The 16,927-nt window shown below is 53.1% G+C and carries 18 protein-coding genes; 9 read left to right on the top strand and 9 right to left on the bottom strand.

Going from position 1 to position 16,927, the window contains the following annotated elements; genetic code table 11:
• Positions 1-224 precede the first annotated feature (224 nt).
• The gene (locus tag AC534G_RS10505; protein ID WP_110498813.1) at positions 225-1,094 is read left to right on the top strand and encodes a MurR/RpiR family transcriptional regulator; all 870 of its coding nucleotides are present in this window, start codon (positions 225-227) and stop codon (positions 1,092-1,094) included.
• Between the two features lie 118 nt (positions 1,095-1,212).
• Positions 1,213-2,655: a pyruvate kinase gene (gene pyk, locus AC534G_RS10500; RefSeq protein ID WP_038641420.1), complete on the top strand. Its 1,443-nt coding sequence runs from the start codon at positions 1,213-1,215 to the stop codon at positions 2,653-2,655.
• 44 nt (positions 2,656-2,699) lie between these two features.
• Here the strand turns inward: pyk and lpxM are convergent, their stop codons facing one another.
• The 3 genes from lpxM to znuA all read right to left on the bottom strand — a co-directional run bounded on the left by lpxM (position 2,700) and on the right by znuA (position 6,070).
• Entirely contained in the window at positions 2,700-3,671 is a 972-nt protein-coding gene (gene lpxM / locus AC534G_RS10495) for a lauroyl-Kdo(2)-lipid IV(A) myristoyltransferase (RefSeq protein WP_085048042.1), read from the bottom strand.
• Positions 3,672-3,790: 119 nt separating this feature from the next.
• Positions 3,791-5,110: a murein DD-endopeptidase MepM gene (mepM, locus tag AC534G_RS10490; RefSeq protein ID WP_050764953.1), complete on the bottom strand. Its 1,320-nt coding sequence runs from the start codon at positions 5,108-5,110 to the stop codon at positions 3,791-3,793.
• A 15-nt stretch (positions 5,111-5,125) separates the two neighbouring features.
• Positions 5,126-6,070, bottom strand: a complete 945-nt coding sequence (znuA, locus tag AC534G_RS10485; RefSeq protein WP_038643243.1) for a zinc ABC transporter substrate-binding protein ZnuA — start codon at positions 6,068-6,070, stop codon at positions 5,126-5,128.
• Positions 6,071-6,148: 78 nt separating this feature from the next.
• Here znuA and znuC point away from each other — a divergent pair, with 78 nt between their 5' ends.
• Together znuC and znuB are read left to right on the top strand one after the other, a co-directional pair.
• The gene (gene znuC / locus AC534G_RS10480; RefSeq protein ID WP_006684140.1) at positions 6,149-6,904 is read left to right on the top strand and encodes a zinc ABC transporter ATP-binding protein ZnuC; all 756 of its coding nucleotides are present in this window, start codon (positions 6,149-6,151) and stop codon (positions 6,902-6,904) included.
• Positions 6,901-7,686 (top strand): zinc ABC transporter permease subunit ZnuB, encoded by a 786-nt coding sequence (gene znuB / locus AC534G_RS10475; protein WP_069324707.1) that lies wholly within the window; start codon positions 6,901-6,903, stop codon positions 7,684-7,686. The genes znuC and znuB overlap by 4 nt, the downstream gene beginning before the upstream one ends.
• Before the next feature lie 78 nt (positions 7,687-7,764).
• Here znuB and ruvB read toward each other — a convergent pair whose 3' ends face one another.
• The 6 genes from ruvB to aspS form a co-directional block, all read right to left on the bottom strand.
• Positions 7,765-8,775, bottom strand: coding sequence for a Holliday junction branch migration DNA helicase RuvB (gene ruvB, locus AC534G_RS10470; protein ID WP_005120696.1), 1,011 nt, complete (start codon positions 8,773-8,775; stop codon positions 7,765-7,767).
• Positions 8,776-8,783: 8 nt separating this feature from the next.
• Entirely contained in the window at positions 8,784-9,395 is a 612-nt protein-coding gene (gene ruvA / locus AC534G_RS10465) for a Holliday junction branch migration protein RuvA (protein ID WP_038641428.1), read from the bottom strand.
• A gap of 80 nt (positions 9,396-9,475) precedes the next feature.
• Entirely contained in the window at positions 9,476-9,997 is a 522-nt protein-coding gene (gene ruvC, locus AC534G_RS10460) for a crossover junction endodeoxyribonuclease RuvC (protein WP_003034867.1), read from the bottom strand.
• A gap of 34 nt (positions 9,998-10,031) precedes the next feature.
• Positions 10,032-10,775, bottom strand: a complete 744-nt coding sequence (locus AC534G_RS10455) for a YebC/PmpR family DNA-binding transcriptional regulator (protein ID WP_006684137.1) — start codon at positions 10,773-10,775, stop codon at positions 10,032-10,034.
• Between the two features lie 28 nt (positions 10,776-10,803).
• Positions 10,804-11,247: a dihydroneopterin triphosphate diphosphatase gene (nudB, locus tag AC534G_RS10450; protein ID WP_069324708.1), complete on the bottom strand. Its 444-nt coding sequence runs from the start codon at positions 11,245-11,247 to the stop codon at positions 10,804-10,806.
• A 1-nt stretch (position 11,248) separates the two neighbouring features.
• Positions 11,249-13,021, bottom strand: coding sequence for an aspartate--tRNA ligase (aspS, locus tag AC534G_RS10445; protein ID WP_110497735.1), 1,773 nt, complete (start codon positions 13,019-13,021; stop codon positions 11,249-11,251).
• Positions 13,022-13,287: 266 nt separating this feature from the next.
• Here aspS and AC534G_RS10440 point away from each other — a divergent pair, with 266 nt between their 5' ends.
• Genes AC534G_RS10440 through cmoB form a run of 5 tightly spaced genes read left to right on the top strand, consistent with a single transcriptional unit; the run spans position 13,288 to position 16,865 of the window.
• Complete coding sequence (locus AC534G_RS10440; RefSeq protein WP_110497734.1) at positions 13,288-13,854, top strand: hydrolase; 567 nt, start codon at positions 13,288-13,290, stop codon at positions 13,852-13,854.
• Positions 13,851-14,669 carry a DUF72 domain-containing protein gene (locus tag AC534G_RS10435; protein WP_199981216.1) on the top strand — a complete coding sequence of 273 codons (819 nt, stop codon included), beginning with the start codon at positions 13,851-13,853 and terminating at the stop codon, positions 14,667-14,669. Before AC534G_RS10440 ends, AC534G_RS10435 begins: the two co-directional genes overlap by 4 nt.
• Positions 14,670-14,720: 51 nt before the next feature.
• Complete coding sequence (locus tag AC534G_RS10430; RefSeq protein WP_110497655.1) at positions 14,721-15,116, top strand: MAPEG family protein; 396 nt, start codon at positions 14,721-14,723, stop codon at positions 15,114-15,116.
• A 40-nt stretch (positions 15,117-15,156) separates the two neighbouring features.
• Positions 15,157-15,900 (top strand): carboxy-S-adenosyl-L-methionine synthase CmoA, encoded by a 744-nt coding sequence (gene cmoA, locus AC534G_RS10425; RefSeq protein WP_110497653.1) that lies wholly within the window; start codon positions 15,157-15,159, stop codon positions 15,898-15,900.
• A complete protein-coding gene (gene cmoB, locus AC534G_RS10420; protein ID WP_038641441.1) occupies positions 15,897-16,865 on the top strand; it encodes a tRNA 5-methoxyuridine(34)/uridine 5-oxyacetic acid(34) synthase CmoB in 969 nt (322 codons plus the stop codon). Before cmoA ends, cmoB begins: the two co-directional genes overlap by 4 nt.
• Positions 16,866-16,927: the final 62 nt, after the last annotated feature.

The raw sequence follows: 16,927 nt of genomic DNA, 5'->3' as shown, positions 1-16,927 counted from the left end.
TTGGCGTTTACCTCTGCAAAATGGATAAAAAAGTCGCTTTTTTTCGTAGCCATGAAGAAGTAACAAAACCAGACTTCGATCATGTAATGAAAAAAAACAACAACTATTCTGTCCATTTTGCCCCGTTCCTTCCGTGGCAGGGGTAATATCTAGCAAATGTATCCCCCGATTTCCCCGTATCGCTGAAATCGTTTTTTCCCATGAGCCATGAGTCGACCTACATCATGAATATGCTGGAAAAAATCCAGTTAAAACTGGAACAGTTGAGCAAATCAGAGCGTAAAGTCGCTGACATTATTCTTGTCTCACCCGACCGGGCAATCCATTCAAGCATCGCTGCGCTTGCGCTGGAAGCCAACGTCAGCGAGCCGACGGTGAACCGCTTCTGTCGCAGTATGGATACGCGCGGCTTTCCTGATTTTAAACTTCATCTGGCGCAAAGTCTGGCAAATGGCACCCCTTATGTTAATCGTAATGTGGATGAGGATGACAGCGTAGAATCTTACACGGGAAAAATCTTCGAGTCGGCGATGGCAAGTCTTGACCACGTTCGCCAGTCTCTGGATAACACCGCGGTAAACAGGGCGGTGGATTTGTTAACCCAGGCGAAGAAAATTGCCTTTTTTGGCCTTGGGTCTTCCGCCGCGGTAGCGCACGACGCGATGAACAAATTTTTTCGTTTTAACGTACCGGTGATCTATTCCGACGATATTGTACTGCAACGTATGAGTTGCATGAATTGTAGCGACGACGACGTTATTGTGCTGATTTCGCATACCGGAAGAACCAAAACTCTGGTTGAACTGGCGCAGTTGGCGAGGGAAAACGACGCGATGGTTATCGCCTTGACCTCTCCCGGCACGCCGCTGGCGCGCGAAGCCACGCTGGCCATTACCCTCGACGTACCGGAAGATACTGACATTTATATGCCCATGGTCTCTCGACTTGCTCAACTGACCGTGATAGATGTGCTGGCTACAGGATTTACTTTGCGCCGCGGGGCAAAATTTAGAGATAACTTGAAGCGTGTCAAGGAAGCACTCAAGGAATCGCGTTTTGATAAAGAATTACTCATCAAGAGTGATGATCGCTAAAAGCAATAACAATGTTCTACCCTTTTATCATCCGGGGCGTTCATTTACCGTCAATGTTTGAGAACGACCGGATTAATGTTCACGCAACACCTAGTTGTTTCAGTCAACGGAGTATTACATGTCCAGAAGGCTTCGCAGAACCAAAATCGTTACCACGTTAGGCCCAGCAACTGATCGCGATAACAACCTCGAAAAAATTATCGCTGCGGGTGCGAACGTCGTACGTATGAACTTTTCGCACGGCTCTCCAGAAGATCACAAAATGCGGGCGGATAAGGTCCGTGAAATTGCCGCAAAACTGGGACGCCATGTAGCTATTTTGGGTGACCTGCAGGGACCTAAAATCCGCGTATCAACCTTTAAAGAAGGTAAAGTTTTTCTTAATGTTGGCGACAAGTTCCTGTTAGACGCCAACCTTGGCAAAGGCGAAGGCGACAAAGAAAAAGTCGGGATCGATTATAAAGGTCTGCCTGCTGACGTCGTGCCAGGCGATATCCTGCTACTTGATGACGGTCGCGTACAGCTTAAGGTGCTGGAAGTCCAGGGAATGAAAGTCTTCACCGAAGTCACCGTCGGCGGCCCGCTGTCCAATAATAAGGGCATCAACAAACTGGGCGGCGGTCTTTCTGCTGAAGCCCTGACCGAAAAAGATAAAGCTGACATCGTCACTGCAGCGCAAATCAGCGTTGATTATCTGGCCGTCTCCTTCCCGCGCTGCGGCGAAGACCTGAACTATGCCCGCCGTCTGGCGCGCGACGCAGGTTGCGATGCGAAAATCGTCGCCAAGGTAGAACGTGCGGAAGCCGTCTGCGACCAGAATGCGATGGATGACATCATTCTGGCTTCCGACGTGGTGATGGTCGCTCGTGGCGACCTGGGCGTTGAAATTGGCGATCCTGAGCTGGTAGGTATTCAAAAAGCGTTGATTCGTCGCGCACGTCAGCTGAACCGTGCGGTTATTACCGCCACGCAGATGATGGAGTCGATGATTACCAACCCAATGCCGACCCGTGCGGAAGTGATGGACGTGGCTAACGCCGTACTGGACGGTACCGATGCCGTTATGCTCTCTGCAGAAACGGCAGCAGGCCAGTACCCGGCAGAAACCGTCGCGGCAATGGCTCGCGTATGCCTGGGCGCCGAGAAGATCCCGAGCATCAATGTCTCCAAACACCGTCTTGACGTGCAGTTTGACAATGTCGAAGAAGCGATTGCTATGTCAGCGATGTATGCCGCTAACCATCTGAAAGGGGTAACCGCTATCATCGCAATGACTGAGTCTGGTCGTACCGCGCTGATGACCTCTCGTATCAGTTCTGGCCTGCCGATTTTCGCGATGTCTCGTCATGAACGTACGCTGAATCTGACCTCTCTGTATCGCGGCGTCACCCCGGTTCACTTTGACAGCGAAACTGACGGCGTGGTTGCCGCCAATGAAGCGGTGAACCTCCTGCGCGATAAAGGTTATCTGGTTTCCGGCGACCTGGTGATTGTGACCCAGGGCGATGTCATGAGCACCATTGGCTCAACCAATACCACGCGTATTCTGACCGTCGAGTAACTACCGTCTGATGTAAAAAGGCCTCTCACATGAGAGGCCTTTTTTTATTTCTTCGGATAGAGATCTTTGCGTTTATAAGGCTCAATTTCACCCGGTTTACGCGTCTTAAGCAGTTTTAAAATCCAGGTGTATTGCTCAAGGTGTGGGGCAACAAAAATTTCCACCTCTTCGTTCATTCGTCTGGCAATAGTGTGATCATCCGCCGTCAGGATGTCATCCATCGGAGGACGTACCTGGATCGTCAGGCGGTGCGTTTTACCATCATATACCGGGAACAGAGGCACCACGCGAGCGTGGCATACTTTCATCAGACGACCAATCGCCGGTAACGTTGCTTTATAGGTCGCAAAAAAGTCCACAAACTCGCTGTGTTCAGGACCATGGTCCTGATCCGGCAGATAGTATCCCCAATATCCCTGACGTACAGACTGAATAAACGGTTTGATACCATCGTTACGCGCATGCAGGCGGCCACCGAAACGACGGCGCACCGTGTTCCAGACGTAATCGAATACCGGGTTTCCTTGGTTGTGGAACATCGCCGCCATTTTCTGCCCCTGGGAAGCCATCAACATCGCCGGGATGTCCACCCCCCAGCCATGAGGAACGAGAAAAATCACCTTTTCATCGTTGCGACGCATCTCTTCGATGATATCCAGGCCTTGCCAGTCAACCCGACTCTGAATTTTCTCCGGGCCGCGTATCGCCAGTTCCGCCATCATGACCATCGCCTGAGGCGCGGTCGCGAACATTTCATCGACAATGGCCTCGCGCTCAGCTTCACTACGCTCAGGAAAGCAGAGAGACAAATTGATCAATGCTCTGCGACGCGAGCTTTTTCCCAGTCTTCCAGCGAGCCGTCCGAGCTTTGCCAAAATAGGATCGCGGAATGATGCTGGCGTTAACGCAATCCCGGCTATCGCCGCCACGCCAAGCCAGGCGCCCCAGTAGCGCGGATGGCGAAATGATTTGTGAAACTCAGGGATATACTCAATATTCTTTTTTTTCGTTTCCATGCTCTTCCAGTGTCTGGTATCGCGAAAAGTAAATCTGCTGATAGTGTAGCGGCGCACCGTGTGCCGTACAAAATAAAAAAGCCGGCACGCATCGCGTACCGGCTCTGTCAGTGTGCTAATTAATCAAAACGCAGTTGAGGAACAACTTCTTTCACCTGTGCCAGGTAATCAGTGCGATCTGAACCGGTCAACCCTTCTGTACGCGGCAGTTTCGCCGTCAGCGGGTTAACAGCCTGCTGGTTGATCCAAACTTCGTAATGCAGGTGCGGGCCCGTTGAACGTCCGGTATTGCCTGACAGCGCGATACGGTCGCCACGTTTCACTTTTTGTCCTGGCTTAACCAATAGCTTACGCAGGTGCATATAACGCGTAGTGTAGGTGCGACCATGACGTACCGCAACATAGTACCCAGCGGCGCCGCTGCGCTTCGCGACAACCACTTCACCATCACCTACCGATAGCACTGGCGTCCCCTGCGGCATCGCAAAGTCGACACCTTTATGCGGCGCTACGCGTCCCGTCACCGGGTTCAGGCGACGCGGGTTAAAGTTCGATGAGATGCGGAACTGTTTCGCCGTTGGGAAACGCATAAAGCCTTTCGCCAGTCCGGTACCATTTCGGTCATAGAACTTACCGTCTTCAGCGCGGATGGCGTAATAATCTTTGCCTTCAGAACGCAAACGCACGCCCAGCAGTTGGCTTTGCTCACGTTTGCCGTCGAGCATTTCGCGAGACATCAGCACCGAGAACTCATCGCCTTTTTTCAGTTTGCGGAAATCCATCTGCCACTGCATGGCCTTGATCACCGCACTGATTTCAGAGCTGGTCAGCCCGGCATCTTTAGCACTGGCAACGAAGCTCCCGCCGACTGTGCCTTTGATACGGCTGTTGACCCAATCGCCCTGCTGCATTTCGCTACTCATTTTGAAACCCGTCGCAGTGCGATCGTAAGTACGAGTTTCGCGACGAGAAACTTCCCAGGTCAGGCGTTGCAGGTCACCTTCCGCGCTTAGCGTCCAGGAAAGTTGCTGGCCAATTTTCAGGTTACGCAACTCTTTATCGGAAGCAGCAAGCTGGCTGATGTCACCCATATCGATGCCGTACTGATTCAGAATACTGCTCAGCGTATCGCCCGTAGAGACGACATACTCATGCACACCGGCCTCACCAGACGTTTTGTCATCCAGTTCATCCTGGGGGATAGCTTCATCTTCCTGAGCGGCCTGATCGATAGGTTCGCTGGCCTCAGGCAACAGAGAACGAATCTCGCTTTTTTCCAGCTCAATAGTTTTGACGATGGGTGCAGAATCGGGGTGGTAAACATAGGGCCGCCAGACAGCGACGGCCAATGTCAGTACGGTAAGCGACCCCAGCATAACGCGATGGGGTCGCGGCAGATTATTAAATGCCAGAGCGACAGAGCGGGCTATCTGTTGCACGTATTCACTTCCTCATTAATCTCCTTTCAGGCAGCTCGCATACTGGTTGGCTAATTGGTTCAAAAACGCTGAATAGCTTGTTTTACCCAGTTTGATATTCGTTCCGAGTGGATCCAACGTTCCCATTCGAACGGTTGTCCCTCTCGCGACGGCTTCAACGACCGCTGGCCTGAACTGTGGCTCAGCAAAAACGCAGGTTGCTTTTTGCTCAACCAACTGTGTTCTTATTTCATGTAAACGCTGCGCACCAGGTTGAATCTCAGGGTTCACGGTAAAGTGACCAAGCGGTGTTAGTCCGTAGTGTTTCTCGTAGTAGCCATAGGCGTCATGAAAAACGAAATAACCTTTGCCCTTGAGCGGCGCGAGCTCGTTACCTACCTGCTTATCGGTTGCGGCTAATTGTGCCTCAAAATCCTTCAGGTTGGCGTCAAGTTTGGCTCGACTTTGCGGCATAAGTTCCACTAATTTTTCATGGATTGCAACCGCTGAGGCCCGCGCTATCTCTGGGGAGAGCCAAAGATGCATGTTGTAATCGCCGTGATGGTGATGCTCGTCACTTTTTTCACCACCCGCATCGCTGTGTCCATGATCGTCATCGTCGTCGTCAGCACCTTTCATGAGTAACGGTTTCACGTCATTAAGCTGCGCAATCGTTACCTGTTTCGCGTTAGGAATATTCTTGACTGACTTTTCCATAAACGCTTCCATCTCAGGTCCAATCCACACGACTAAGTCCGCGCCCTGTAAGCGTTTTACGTCTGAAGGACGCAGTGAGTAATCGTGTTCGGAAGCCCCGTCAGGCAGCAGAACCTGGGTATCAGTTACCCCATCAGCAATGGCTGAAGCGATAAATCCCAGCGGCTTAAGAGACGCCACAACGGCAGCATTTGCCGCCTGTGTTGCACTACCCCAAAGAGCAGCGGATAATGCTGCGAAAAGAAGCGTATTTTTATGTAACATAATGCGACCAATCATCGTAACGAATGTAAGAAATGTGATATTATAACATTCTATAACTTCTGCAAGACTAAAATTGATATGACGACTTTGGTTTCACTGGAAAATGTCTCGGTCTCTTATGGTCAACGCCGCGTCCTTTCTGACGTATCGCTTGAACTTCGACCCGGTAAAATTTTGACGCTTCTCGGCCCAAATGGTGCCGGGAAGTCAACCCTGGTGCGCGTTGTTTTAGGGCTGGTAGCGGCTGACGAGGGAGTTATCAAGCGTAATGGTCAATTGCGGATTGGCTATGTGCCGCAAAAGCTGTACCTCGATACCACGCTTCCACTGACGGTCAGTCGTTTTCTGCGCTTACGTCCCGGCACCAAAAAGGAGGATATTCTTCCGGCGCTGAAGCGCGTTCAGGCCGGGCATCTGATGAATGCGCCGATGCAAAAACTCTCTGGCGGGGAAACGCAACGCGTCCTGTTGGCCCGTGCTTTATTGAATAAGCCTCAGCTACTGGTTCTTGATGAACCGACCCAGGGTGTGGATGTCAATGGTCAGGTCGCACTGTACGATCTTATCGACCAGTTACGACGTGAACTGGATTGCGCCGTACTGATGGTTTCCCATGACCTGCATCTGGTGATGGCTAAAACCGATGAAGTGCTGTGCCTCAACCATCATATTTGCTGTTCCGGCGCGCCGGAAGTGGTTTCCATGCACCCGGAATTCATCTCAATGTTCGGGCAACGCGGCGCCGAACAACTCGGAATTTACCGTCATAATCATAATCATCGCCACGATTTACAGGGTCGTATCGTCTTACGCCGGGGAAATGGTCACTCATGATTGAATTGTTATTACCCGGTTGGTTAGCCGGGATCATGCTGGCCTGTGCCGCCGGCCCACTCGGCTCGTTCGTTGTCTGGCGTCGTATGTCTTATTTTGGTGATACGCTGGCCCACGCTTCACTGCTGGGCGTCGCTTTTGGTCTGCTGCTGAATGTAAATCCTTTCTATGCCGTCATTGCCGTGACCCTGATGCTGGCGGCCGGTCTGGTATGGCTGGAGAAGCGCCCTCACCTCGCGATCGATACCTTGCTTGGTATTATGGCGCACAGCGCGTTGTCATTGGGGCTGGTTGTCGTCAGCCTGATGTCAAACATCCGCGTGGATCTGATGGCCTACCTGTTTGGTGATTTACTCGCCGTGACGCCAGAAGATCTCATCTCCATCGCCATTGGCGTGATTATCGTTCTGGCGATTCTGTTCTGGCAGTGGCGCAACCTGCTGTCGATGACCATCAGTCCGGATCTGGCTTTTGTTGATGGCGTGAAGCTGCAACGCGTTAAGCTGTTGCTGATGCTGGTTACAGCTTTAACTATCGGTGTGGCGATGAAGTTTGTCGGGGCGCTGATTATCACCTCTCTGCTGATCATCCCTGCGGCAACCGCTCGTCGTTTCGCCCGTACACCGGAACAGATGGCAGGCGTCGCCGTTGGTGTGGGTATGATAGCGGTTACAGGGGGGCTGACCTTCTCAGCCTTTTATGATACCCCAGCAGGGCCATCCGTAGTGCTGTGTGCCGCGCTGCTGTTTATCTTCAGTATGATGAAAAAGCAGGCAAGCTAAGCGAGTGTTGCCCGGTGGCGCTGCGCTTACCGGGCCTACAAAATCGCCCTGGCCTGGTGAGCATAGCGACTTCAGCCGCTAAGGCATCTCTGGCGGCGTGATCCCGAAATGGTTCCAGGCGCGCACCGTTGCCATTCTTCCGCGCGGCGTACGCTGCAGAAAACCTTGCTGAATCAGATACGGCTCCAGCACATCCTCAATGGTTTCACGTTCTTCCCCGATCGCCGCCGCCAGGTTATCCAGGCCGACCGGCCCGCCGAAGAATTTATCGATCACCGCCAGCAGCAGCTTGCGGTCCATATAATCGAAGCCTTCCGCGTCGACGTTGAGCATATCCAGCGCCTGAGCGGCGATATCCGCCGAAATGGTGCCGTCATGCTTCACCTCGGCAAAATCACGTACCCGGCGTAATAAACGGTTGGCGATACGCGGCGTACCACGGGCGCGACGCGCCACTTCCAACGCCCCTTCATCGCTCATTTCCAGTCCCATGAAGCGGGCGCTACGTCCGACAATGTGCTGCAGATCGGCAACCTGATAGAACTCCAGTCGCTGCACAATACCAAAGCGGTCACGCAGCGGGGACGTTAACGACCCGGCGCGCGTCGTCGCCCCAATCAGGGTAAACGGCGGCAGATCGATCTTAATTGAACGTGCAGCAGGCCCTTCGCCAATCATGATATCCAGTTGATAATCTTCCATCGCCGGATACAGCACCTCTTCCACCACCGGCGACAGGCGATGGATTTCATCGATAAAGAGAACATCGTGGGGTTCAAGGTTAGTGAGCATCGCCGCCAGATCGCCCGCTTTCTCCAGCACAGGTCCGGATGTGGTGCGCAGGTTGACGCCCATTTCATTGGCCACAATATTGGCAAGCGTGGTTTTACCGAGGCCAGGAGGACCAAAAATCAGCAGGTGATCGAGGGCATCACCGCGCAGCTTTGCCGCCTGAATAAAAATCTCCATTTGCGAGCGGACCTGAGGCTGGCCAATATACTCTTCCAGCAATTTAGGGCGGATCGCACGATCCACCAGGTCTTCAGGTGTCGTGCTGACAGCCGAAATCAGGCGATCTGCTTCAATCATCCTTTACCTCACAATGCCGCGCGAAGCGCTTCACGAATCAGGGTTTCACTGCTGGCATCAGGGCGGGCAATTTTGCTCACCATGCGGCTGGCTTCCTGTGGTTTATAGCCTAACGCCACCAGCGCAGCAACCGCTTCCTGCTCGGCGTCCTCCGTTGCCGGACTTGCCGGAGAGGTCAGGACCAGATCCGCCGCCGGGGTAAAGAGATCGCCATGCAGACCTTTAAAGCGGTCCTTCATTTCTACAATCAAACGCTCGGCAGTTTTCTTTCCAATGCCGGGTAACTTCACCAGCGCGCCAAGTTCTTCACGTTCAACGGCATTCACGAACTGCTGGGCAGACATACCGGAGAGGATCGCCAGCGCCAGCTTCGGGCCTACGCCATTGGTTTTAATTAACTCTTTAAATAGCGTGCGTTCTTGCTTGTTGTTGAAGCCATACAGCAACTGCGCGTCTTCACGCACCACAAAATGGGTGAAGATAATCGCTTCCTGTCCGGCTTCCGGCAGCTCGTAGAAACAGGTCATGGGCATATGCACTTCATAGCCTACCCCACCCGTTTCCAGAAGGACCAGCGGGGGTTGTTTTTCAAGAATGATGCCTCTGAGTCTGCCTATCACATGACGCTCCTGCGTTAAGGGCTAAAAGGTAATGCGCTATCATAAAAAAAGGCTGGATAGATATCCAGCCTCATTTGTCACTAACGTAACCGACCTCGCGCCAGATTCAGCCTCGACTCGCTCATTTGCATGGCATTCTGACTGACATGGCAGTGGGTAATGGCAATCGCCAACGCATCCGCGGCGTCCGCCTGCGGGTTGGCGGGCAGCTTCAGTAGCGTACGCACCATATGCTGCACCTGGCTTTTTTCCGCGCTACCGATGCCAACCACGGTCTGTTTTACCTGGCGGGCCGCATATTCAAAGACCGGAAGATCCTGATTGGTCGCCGCAACGATGGCCACGCCGCGCGCCTGCCCCAGCTTTAGCGCCGAGTCGGCGTTCTTCGCCATAAAAACCTGCTCAATGGCAAAATAGTCCGGCTGGAACTGGGTGATTATCTCCGTCACGCCCGCATAAATCAGCTTCAGACGTGATGGAAGATCGTCAACTTTGGTGCGAATACAGCCGCTGCCGAGGTAGGTCAGTTGCCTGCCGACCTGACGGATTACGCCATAACCGGTAATGCGTGACCCCGGGTCAATGCCGAGAATAATAGACATCACGCATCTCCTGTTACTTTATGGCTTAACCACATCATTCTAAGGTCGCAGCAACCTCATCGGAGATTTCACCGTTGTGGTAAACTTCCTGTACGTCGTCGCAGTCTTCCAGCATATCGATCAGACGCATCAGTTTCGGTGCCGTTTCTGCATCCATGTCTGCTTTAGTGGACGGGATCATCGTCACTTCAGCGCTGTCTGCTTTCAGGCCAGCCGCTTCCAGCGCGTCACGCACTTTGCCCATCTCTTCCCACGCGGTGTAAACATCAATTGCGCCGTCGTCGTAGGTCACTACATCTTCTGCACCGGCTTCCAGGGCCGCTTCCATGATGGTGTCTTCGTCGCCTTTCTCAAAAGAGATCACGCCTTTTTTGCTGAACAGGTAAGCCACAGAGCCGTCGGTGCCCAGGTTACCGCCGGTTTTGCTGAACGCATGACGCACTTCAGCCACGGTACGGTTACGGTTGTCAGACAGGCATTCAATCATCACCGCGGTGCCGCCAGGGCCGTAACCTTCATAGATGATGGTCTCCATATTCGAGTCTTCATCACCGCCCACGCCACGCGCGATGGCACGGTTCAGGGTGTCACGGGTCATGTTGTTGGACAGCGCTTTATCCACCGCCGCGCGCAGACGCGGGTTAGCATCCGGATCGCCCCCGCCCAGTTTAGCCGCCGTCACCAGCTCACGAATGATTTTGGTGAAAATTTTACCGCGCTTGGCATCCTGCGCGGCTTTACGATGTCTGGTATTGGCCCATTTACTATGACCTGCCATAAATAATATCTCCAAAAAGCGCGCCTTCTCAGGCGACGTTAATCACAAATTCTTCAATCGCCTGCCGATTACTCCACGACTTGGTTAACTGGGCGGCTTCAACCGCATTAACCCAACGATAGGTCAGATGTTCGGTGAACACGACCTCTCGTTCTGAGGGAAGTGCCAGGCAAAACCAGGATTCAGTATTACGTTCAATTCCCGGCGCATAGCGATGACGTAAATGGCTAAAAATCTCAAACTCCACCGTGCGCTGACAGTCAATTAAGGTCAGTTGCTCAGTCGCAACATCAATGGCGACCTCTTCCTTTACTTCGCGCATGGCGGCCTGCGACGCGGTTTCACCCTCTTCCAGGCTGCCGGTGACCGACTGCCAGAAGTCAGGATCGTCGCGTCGCTGTAACATCAGCACTCTCCCGGTGTCCTTTGCATAAATCACGACCAACACCGAGACAGGCTGTTTGTACTTCATATCAGTTATTCTCGGCCTTCTTCATAACCTGAATGCTCAGTTCCGCCAGCGCTGCTTCGTTAGCGAAGCTTGGCGCTTCAGTCATCAGACACGCGGCTGCCGTCGTTTTCGGGAAGGCAATAACGTCGCGAATGTTATCAGTACCCGTCAGCAACATGGTCAGACGATCCAGACCAAACGCCAGGCCCGCATGCGGCGGAGTACCATATTTTAGCGCATCCAGCAGGAAGCCGAATTTCTCGCGCTGCTCTTGCTCGTTAATGCCCAGAATACCGAATACGGTCTGCTGCATGTCACCGTTGTGAATACGTACGGAACCACCACCTACTTCATAGCCGTTGATAACCATATCGTAAGCGTTGGCAACCGCATCTTCCGGCGCAGCTTTCAGCTCAGCAGCGGTCATGTCTTTCGGCGAGGTGAACGGGTGGTGCATCGCGGTCAGACCGCCTTCACCATCGTCTTCAAACATCGGGAAGTCGATGACCCACAGCGGCGCCCATTTCGACTCGTCGGTAATGCTCAGATCTTTACCCAGTTTCAGACGCAGCGCGCCCATCGCGTCGGCAACCACTTTCTTGTTGTCGGCACCGAAGAAAATCATGTCGCCGTCTTGCGCTCCGGTACGCGCCAGAATCGTTTCCACGATTTCTGCGTTCAGGAACTTAGCCACCGGGCTGGTGATACCTTCCAGACCTTTCGCACGCTCGGTGACTTTGATGTAAGCCAGACCTTTCGCGCCGTAGATCTTAATAAAGTTACCGTAATCATCGATCTGCTTACGGCTTAAGCTCGCACCGCCCGGTACGCGCAGAGCGGCTACTCGGCCTTTCGGATCGTTCGCCGGACCAGAGAACACCGCGAACTCAACGTCTTTCACCAGATCGGCGACGTCAACCAGTTCCATTGGGTTACGCAGGTCTGGTTTATCGGAGCCGTAACGGCGCTCAGCCTCGGCAAAGGTCATGATCGGGAAATCGCCGAGATCCACACCTTTCACTTCCAGCCACAGATTCCGCACTAACGCTTCCATTACTTCACGCACCTGCGGCGCAGTCATGAAAGACGTCTCGACGTCGATCTGGGTAAATTCAGGCTGACGGTCAGCACGTAAGTCTTCATCGCGGAAGCATTTTACGATCTGATAGTAACGGTCAAAGCCAGACATCATCAGCAGCTGTTTGAACAGCTGAGGAGACTGCGGCAGCGCGTAAAACTTGCCTTTATGAACGCGGGAAGGCACCAGATAGTCGCGCGCGCCTTCCGGCGTCGCTTTGGTCAACATCGGGGTTTCGATGTCGAGGAAGCCGTGATCGTCCATAAAACGACGCACCAGGCTGGTAATTTTGGCGCGTGTTTTCAGGCGCTGCGCCATTTCAGGACGACGCAGGTCCAGATAACGATACTTCAGACGCGCTTCTTCGGTATTAACGTGGTTAGAGTCCAGCGGCAGTGAGTCTGAGCGGTTGATGATGGTCAGATCGGACGCCAGTACTTCAATTTCGCCAGTCGCCATATCGGCATTGACGTTTTTCGCATCACGCGCACGCACGGTGCCCGTAACCTGGATGCAGAACTCATTACGCAGTTCGGAGGCCAGCTTTAACGCGTCCGCACGGTCCGGATCGAAAAATACCTGCACGATACCTTCGCGGTCGCGCATATCGATAAAGATCAGGCTACCAAGATCACGACGACGGTTGACCCAACCACACAGAGTCACCTGCTGCCCCTCGTGGGACAGACGTAGCTGCCCGCAATATTCTGTACGCATGAGATATCCCTTAACTTTGCCGCAGGCGGATTGTCACCTGTCTTGCAGATGACGAAGTCGCAGCTTTAGCTGAATGTCACAACTGAATGAAAAAAGGCGGCTATTATACTGGAAATTCTGCCGCACGATAAGTCCGGTACTGACTGTACGCCTGTTTCCTCGACGGGCATTGCGTAATCTCACAAAAAATAACAAAAATTGTCGCCCCTTTCACACTGATTCGCGATTAAGGTGTAACGGAATTCTTATTTTTTACTGGAGTGACCATGCTGGAACTGAACGCAACAACAACCGCCCTTGTCGTTATTGACTTACAGGAAGGGATCCTGCCTTTCGCTGGCGGACCACATACCGCACACGATGTGGTTACCCGCGCCGCACGGTTGGCGGAAAAATTTCGTGCTAAGGGTTCTCCAGTAGTGATGGTACGCGTTGGCTGGTCTGATGATTATGCTGAAGCGCTGAAACAGCCGGTTGATGCCCAGGCCCCGGCCAAAGCGTTACCCGACAACTGGTGGCATTATCCGCAAGCCCTGGGCAAATGCGCCAGCGATCTGGAAGTCACCAAACGTCAGTGGGGCGCGTTCTACGGTACCGATCTCGAGCTACAGTTGCGCCGCCGGGGCATCGATACCATCGTCCTGTGTGGCATCTCCACGAATATTGGCGTGGAATCCACCGCGCGAAACGCGTGGGAGCTAGGATTCAATCTGATTATTGCGGAAGATGCCTGTAGCGCCGCCAGTGCTGACCAGCATCAAGGCAGCATGACACACATTTTCCCACGCATTGCGCGCGTGCGCAGTGTGGACGAGATCCTGCACGCGTTATGATCTATATCGGCTTACCCCAGTGGTCGCACCCGAGATGGGTGCGACTTGGGATCACCAGCCTGGAAGAGTATGCCCGGCACTTTAACTGCGTGGAAGGCAACACCACGCTGTATGCGTTGCCAAAAGCCGAGATTGTCGCCCGCTGGCATGCTCAAACCACCGATGCGTTTCGATTTTGTTTTAAGTTTCCGGCCACCATTTCACATCAGGCCGCGTTGCGTAACTGTGATGATTTGGTACAGGAATTTTTCACGCGCATGTCACCGCTGGAAGCGCGCATCGGGCAATACTGGTTACAATTACCCGCCACCTTCGCCCCACACGATCTGTCCGCTCTGTGGCCGTTTCTCGACGCGCTCCCCAAATCCTTTACCTACGGTGTCGAAGTTCGCCATCCGGACTTCTTTGCCAAAGGCGAAGCCGAGCAGCAACTAAATCGCGGCCTGCATGAGCGAGGTGTAAACCGGGTGATCTTAGACAGTCGCCCGGTGCATGCCGCCATCCCGCATACTGAAGCGGTACGCGAAGCTCAGCGTAAGAAACCAAAGGTTCCTGTTCATGCAGTGGTAACAGCCAATCATCCGATGGTGCGTTTTATCGGTAGCGATGATATGGCACAAAACCGGCAGTTATTTGCAGTTTGGTTAACCAAGCTGTCGCAGTGGCAACAATCCACGACGCCGTATCTTTTTTTACATACGCCGGATATCGCGCAGGCCCCGGAGCTGGTAGACACGTTATGGGCGGATTTACGTAGCGCCCTGCCAGAGATCGGATCAGCACCGTCTATTCCACAGCAATCTTCTCTTTTCTGAAATTGCCACCTATCATAGACAATGCCATCAGCCATTTTAAAGGGAGTTTGTATGGTAAGCGCGCTTTATGCCGTATTGGGTGCGTTATTGTTAATAAAGTTCTCATTTGACGTCGTGCGCCTGCGTATGCTGTACCGCGTTGCCTATGGTGACGGTGGTTTTAGCGAACTGCAAAGCGCTATCCGTATTCATGGTAATGCGGTGGAATATATTCCTGTCGCGTTAGTGCTGCTGTTATTTATGGAAATGAACGGCGCAGAAACGTGGATGGTGCATATTTGCGGACTGATTTTGATTGCCGGACGACTGATGCATTATTACGGATTCCACCACCGGCTTTTCCGCTGGCGGCGTTCAGGCATGAGCGCGACCTGGTGTTCGCTGTTGCTAATGGTGCTGGCGAATCTTTGGTATATGCCCTGGGAGTTGGTTTTCTCCCTGCATTAGCGCACAATACGCCACTTTATTTTTCCCGGATTTTTACGTTATGTCTCACCGCGACACGCTTTTTTCTGCGCCTATCGCCAGTCTGGGTGACTGGACCTTTGATGAACGGGTAGCTGAAGTCTTCCCGGATATGATCCAGCGTTCCGTTCCCGGCTATTCCAATATCATTTCGATGATTGGCATGCTGGCCGAACGTTTCGTACAACCCAACACACAGGTCTACGATCTCGGCTGCTCTTTGGGCGCGGCGACGCTCTCGGTGCGTCGCAATATTCATCACGAGAATTGCAAAATTATTGCCATTGATAATTCCCCGGCGATGGTTGAGCGCTGCCGTCGTCATATTGACGCTTATAAGGCCCCAACCCCGGTTGACGTCATCGAAGGCGATATTCGCGACATTACTATCGAAAACGCCTCGATGGTGGTGCTGAATTTTACCCTGCAGTTCCTTGAGCCACCTGAGCGCCAGGCATTGTTGGATAAGATTTATCAGGGACTGAATCCCGGCGGTGCGCTGGTGCTGTCGGAGAAATTCAGTTTCGAAGACGCTCAAGTTGGCGAGCTGCTGTTCAACATGCACCATGACTTCAAACGCGCAAATGGCTATAGCGAACTGGAAATCAGCCAGAAGCGCAGCATGCTGGAGAACGTGATGCTGACCGACTCCGTAGAAACACACAAATCGCGACTGCATCAGGCAGGCTTTGAGCACAGCGAATTGTGGTTCCAGTGCTTCAACTTTGGTTCCCTGGTGGCGCTGAAAGCTGAGGTTTGCGCATGATCGATTTTGGTAACTTTTATCAGTTGATTGCCAAAAATCACCTTTCCCACTGGCTGGAAACACTCCCGGCGCAAATCGCTGCCTGGCAGCGCGATCAGCATGGCTTATTTAAGCAGTGGTCGAATGCGGTGGAGTTTTTGCCAGAGTTAACGCCGTATCGTCTGGACTTACTGCATAGCGTCACCGCAGAAAGCGAGCAACCACTTAGCGACGGTCAGCTCAAACGCATCGACACCCTGATGCGGAACCTGATGCCATGGCGTAAAGGGCCATACTCGCTCTACGGCGTCAATATTGATACCGAATGGCGCTCAGACTGGAAATGGGATCGCGTCCTGCCGCATTTATCGGATCTTACCGGCCGTACCATTCTCGATGTCGGCTGCGGCAGCGGATATCACATGTGGCGTATGATTGGCGCGGGGGCGCACCTGGCGGTGGGCATCGATCCTACGCAATTGTTCCTGTGCCAGTTTGAAGCGGTGCGTAAACTGCTGGGCAACGATCAGCGCGCGCATCTGCTGCCGCTGGGTATTGAACAGCTTCCGGCGCTCAACGCCTTTGATACCGTGTTTTCCATGGGCGTGCTGTATCATCGACGTTCACCGCTGGAACACCTGTGGCAGTTGAAAGATCAGTTGGTTAAAGAGGGTGAACTGGTACTGGAAACGTTGGTAGTCGAGGGTGATGAAAATACCGTACTGGTGCCGGGTGACCGCTACGCGCAGATGCGTAACGTCTATTTTATCCCCTCTGCGTTGGCGCTAAAAAACTGGCTGGAAAAATGCGGATTTGTTGATGTGCGCATCGCCGATGTCTGCGTCACCACCACCGAAGAGCAGCGCCGCACCGAGTGGATGATAACCGAATCGCTGGCCGATTTCCTCGATCCGAACGACCACAGTAAAACGGTGGAAGGCTATCCCGCCCCATTACGCGCGGTATTGATTGCGCGTAAACCGTAATGGATTGCCCGGTGGCGCTACGCTTACCGGGCCTACAACTCCCGTAGGCCTGATAAGGCATT

The organism is Citrobacter sp. CRE-46, assembly GCF_059615875.1.
Note: the sequence above shows the minus strand (reverse complement) of the source record. Positions and strands in the feature narration are given on the sequence as shown.

Coding starts and splice junctions, on each gene's coding strand:
- AC534G_RS10505 (WP_110498813.1), top strand. CDS start 225: ATGAATATGCTGGAAAAAATCCAGTTAAAACTGGAACAGTTGAGCAAA.
- pyk (WP_038641420.1), top strand. CDS start 1,213: ATGTCCAGAAGGCTTCGCAGAACCAAAATCGTTACCACGTTAGGCCCA.
- lpxM (WP_085048042.1), bottom strand. CDS start 3,671: ATGGAAACGAAAAAAAAGAATATTGAGTATATCCCTGAGTTTCACAAA.
- znuA (WP_038643243.1), bottom strand. CDS start 6,070: ATGTTACATAAAAATACGCTTCTTTTCGCAGCATTATCCGCTGCTCTT.
- znuC (WP_006684140.1), top strand. CDS start 6,149: ATGACGACTTTGGTTTCACTGGAAAATGTCTCGGTCTCTTATGGTCAA.
- znuB (WP_069324707.1), top strand. CDS start 6,901: ATGATTGAATTGTTATTACCCGGTTGGTTAGCCGGGATCATGCTGGCC.
- ruvB (WP_005120696.1), bottom strand. CDS start 8,775: ATGATTGAAGCAGATCGCCTGATTTCGGCTGTCAGCACGACACCTGAA.
- ruvC (WP_003034867.1), bottom strand. CDS start 9,997: ATGTCTATTATTCTCGGCATTGACCCGGGGTCACGCATTACCGGTTAT.
- AC534G_RS10455 (WP_006684137.1), bottom strand. CDS start 10,775: ATGGCAGGTCATAGTAAATGGGCCAATACCAGACATCGTAAAGCCGCG.
- nudB (WP_069324708.1), bottom strand. CDS start 11,247: ATGAAGTACAAACAGCCTGTCTCGGTGTTGGTCGTGATTTATGCAAAG.
- aspS (WP_110497735.1), bottom strand. CDS start 13,021: ATGCGTACAGAATATTGCGGGCAGCTACGTCTGTCCCACGAGGGGCAG.
- AC534G_RS10440 (WP_110497734.1), top strand. CDS start 13,288: ATGCTGGAACTGAACGCAACAACAACCGCCCTTGTCGTTATTGACTTA.
- AC534G_RS10435 (WP_199981216.1), top strand. CDS start 13,851: ATGATCTATATCGGCTTACCCCAGTGGTCGCACCCGAGATGGGTGCGA.
- AC534G_RS10430 (WP_110497655.1), top strand. CDS start 14,721: ATGGTAAGCGCGCTTTATGCCGTATTGGGTGCGTTATTGTTAATAAAG.
- cmoA (WP_110497653.1), top strand. CDS start 15,157: ATGTCTCACCGCGACACGCTTTTTTCTGCGCCTATCGCCAGTCTGGGT.
- cmoB (WP_038641441.1), top strand. CDS start 15,897: ATGATCGATTTTGGTAACTTTTATCAGTTGATTGCCAAAAATCACCTT.